Origin of the sequence: Micromonospora sp. KC721, assembly GCF_004348355.1 — a bacterium.
Lineage (GTDB): Bacteria > Actinomycetota > Actinomycetes > Mycobacteriales > Micromonosporaceae > Micromonospora.
Genome location: NZ_SMJY01000332.1, coordinates 1 through 3,373 on the forward strand (window position 1 = coordinate 1; position 3,373 = coordinate 3,373).

At 71.4% G+C, this 3,373-nt stretch carries 2 protein-coding genes; both read right to left on the reverse strand.

Annotation, left to right across the window (positions count from 1 at the left end; translation table 11 throughout):
* A partial coding sequence (locus tag E1182_RS29885) for a 3-hydroxyacyl-CoA dehydrogenase NAD-binding domain-containing protein (RefSeq protein WP_132271072.1) occupies positions 1 to 2,067 on the reverse strand: 2,067 nt, incomplete at its 3' end.
* Positions 2,064 to 3,257, reverse strand: a complete 1,194-nt coding sequence (locus E1182_RS29890) for an acetyl-CoA C-acyltransferase (protein ID WP_132271074.1) — start codon at positions 3,255 to 3,257, stop codon at positions 2,064 to 2,066. The genes E1182_RS29885 and E1182_RS29890, both read right to left, overlap by 4 nt.
* Positions 3,258 to 3,373 lie beyond the last annotated feature (116 nt).

Below are 3,373 nucleotides of genomic sequence, written 5' to 3' on the forward strand. Positions count from 1 at the left end.
GGCGGGCAGGCTGGCCACGCCGCGCGGCAGGAAGCGTCGGCCGGTGACCCGCTCGGAGGTGCCCGTCCGGTCCAGGTACGGCGTGACGCCGCCCAGGTGGAACGGCCAGCCGGCACCGAGGATCATGCACAGGTCGATGTCCTGCGCCTCGGCGACGACGCCCTCGTCGAGCATCAGCCGGATCTCCTGCGCCAGCGCGTCGAGCGCGTTCTGGCGGACCTGCTCCTCGGTGAGCGGCTGGTCGCCGACCACGAGCAGCTGGGCGACCTCGTCGTTGATCTGGTCGTCGACCACGAGCGGCTGACCGGAGTCGGCGATCCGCTTGAGGTTCTCGCTGACACCGAACCGGTCCGGGAACGCCGCGTGCAGGGTGCCACCCACGTGGTACGCCACGGCCGGCCCGACCAACTGGAGCAGGGCGAACGGACGCATCGGCAGACCCAGCGGGTCCAGCGCGCGGTCGGCGACCTCCAGCGGGGTGCCGGCGTCGACGGCGGCCAAGACGGTGCCGAGGAAGCGGGTCAGCAGCCGGTTGACCACGAACGCCGGCGCGTCGGAGACCAGCACGCTCGACTTCTTCAGCTGCTTGCCGACCGCGAACGCGGTCGCCAGGGTGGCGTCGTCGGTCCGCTCGCCGCGGACGATCTCCAGCAGCGGCAGCACCGCGACCGGGTTGAAGAAGTGGAAGCCGACGACCCGCTCCGGGTGCTCCAGCTGCGCCGCCATCGCCGTGATCGACAGCGACGAGGTGTTCGTCGCCAGCACGGCCTCCGGCTTGACGATCTTCTCCAGCTCGGCCCAGACCTGCTTCTTGACGTCCAGGTCCTCGAAGACGGCCTCGATGACGAAGTCGGCGTCGGCGAAGACGCCCTTGTCGACGGAGCCGCTGACCAGGCCGTACAGCTTGGCGGCGGTGCCCTTGTCCATCCGGCCCCTGCTGACGGCCTTCTCGATCTGGGCGTGCACGTACGCCACGCCCTTGTCGACGCGGGACTGGTCCAGGTCGGTCAGCACGACCGGCACCTGGAGGCGGCGGGCGAAGAGCAGGGCGAGCTGGCTGGCCATCAGACCGGCGCCGACGATGCCCACCTTCGTCACCGGGCGGGCCAGGCCCTTGTCCGGTGCGCCGGCCGGCCGCTTGGCGCGCCGCTGCACCAGGTCGAAGGCGTACAGGCCGCTGCGCAGTTCCTCGGAGAAGATCAGGTCGGCGAGGGCCTCGTCCTCGGCGGCGGTGCCGGTGGCGAAGTCGGCGTCCTTCGCCGTCTCCAGCAGGTCCAGCGCCTTGTACGCGGCCGGGACCGCGCCGTGCAGCCGCGCGTCGAGGGTCTGCCGGGCGAAGTACAGCACCCCGGCCCACATGTCCTTGTCGACCTCGGGCCGGGTCACGGTGACCGTGCCGGAGACCACGCCGGCGGCCCACTCCAGGGACCGTTCGAGGAAGTCCGCCGGCTCCAGCAGGACGTCCGCGATGCCCAGCTCGGCGGCCTGCTTCGGCTTGAGCATCTTGTTCTGCATCAGCGGGTTCTGGATGATCACCTGGGTCGCGGCGGGGATGCCGATCAGGTTCGGCAGCAGCTGCGTGCCGCCCCAGCCGGGGATCAGGCCGAGGGAGACCTCGGGCAGCGCGAGGGCCGCCGCGCCGGCCGACAGCGTCCGGTAGTGGCAGTGCAGGGCCAACTCCAGGCCGCCGCCCATGGCCGCGCCGTTGACGAAGGCGAAGGTGGGGACCGCGCTGTCCTTGAGGCGGGCGAAGACCCGGTGGCCGAGCCGGCCGATCTCCAGCGCCTGCGCCCGGTCGGCGAGCTGCGGCAGGCTGGTGATGTCCGCGCCGACGCAGAAGATGTACGGCTTGCCGGTGACCGCGATGAACGCCGGCTCGGCCGCCAGGGCGGCGCTGATCGCCTCGTCCAGGCTGGTCAGGCCGCCCGGCCCGAAGGTGTTCGGCTTGGTGTGGTCGAAGCCGTTGTCCAGGGTGATCAGGGCGGCGGGACGGTCCAGCCCCGGTACGTTGACCTGGCGCAGCAGCGCCTTGGTGACGACCTCGTTCGGTGCGACGAGCGCGCTCACTTGTTGCCCTCCCAGTGGGGGTTCTCCCAGATCACGGTGCCGCCCATGCCGATGCCGACGCACATGGCGGTGAGGCCGTAGCGGACCTCGGGGTGCTCGGCGAAGTGCCGGGCGAGCTGGGTCATCAGCCGTACGCCCGAGGAGGCGAGCGGGTGACCGATGGCGATCGCGCCGCCCCACGGGTTGACCCGCGGGTCGTCGTCGGCGATGCCGAAGTGATCGAGGAAGGCGAGCACCTGCACGGCGAACGCCTCGTTCAGCTCGAACAGGCCAATGTCGTCGATGCTCAGCCCGGCGATGCGCAGCGCCTTCTCGGTGGACGGGATCGGGCCGACGCCCATCACCTCGGGCTCGACGCCGACGAAGCCGTACGACACCAGCCGCATGGCCACCGGCAGGCCCAGCTCGCGGGCGGTGGACTCGGCGGCCAGCAGGCTGGCGGTGGCCCCGTCGTTCAGGCCGGCCGCGTTGCCGGCGGTGACCTTGCCGTGCGGGCGGAACGGGGTCTTGAGAGTGGCGAGCTTCTCCAGTGAGGTGTCTCGGGGAGCCTCGTCCACAGTGGCCAGACTCCAGCCGGTCTCCGGGTCGCGGACCGCGACCGGCACCAGGTCGGGCTGGAGCTTGCCGTTGGCGTACGCCTTGGCGGTCTTCTGCTGGGAGGCGAGCGCGAACGCGTCGGTGCGTTCCTTGGTGATGTGCGGGACCCGGTCGTGCAGGTTCTCCGCGGTAGCGCCCATCACCAGGGCGGACGGGTCGACCAGCTTCTCCGCGATGATCCGCGGGTTGGGGTCGACGCCCTCGCCCATCGGGTGCCGGCCCATGTGCTCGACGCCGCCGGCGATGGCGATGTCGTACGCGCCCATGGCGATGCCACCGGCGACGGTGGTGACGGCGGTCATCGCGCCGGCGCACATCCGGTCGATGGCGAAGCCGGGCACCGTCTTGGGCAGGCCGGCCAGCAGGGCGGCGGTGCGGCCGATGGTCAGGCCCTGGTCGCCGATCTGGGTGGTCGCGGCGATGGCCACCTCCTCGACCCGCTCCGGAGGCAGTTGCGGGTTGCGGCGCAGCAGCTCGCGGATGCAGCGGATCACCAGGTCGTCGGCGCGGGTGTTGGCGTACATGCCGCCCGCCTTGCCGAACGGGGTGCGGACGCCGTCGACGAAGACGACATCCCTAACTTCACGGGGCACTTGGAGCCTCCTCTTCGACCATGATTCGGCCTCCGCGCCGCCGGGCGGCGCCATGGACCGAACGAGGGTCGGCCGGCACTGGCATTTCCCCCGGATGCTACTCGCCAGTAACCACC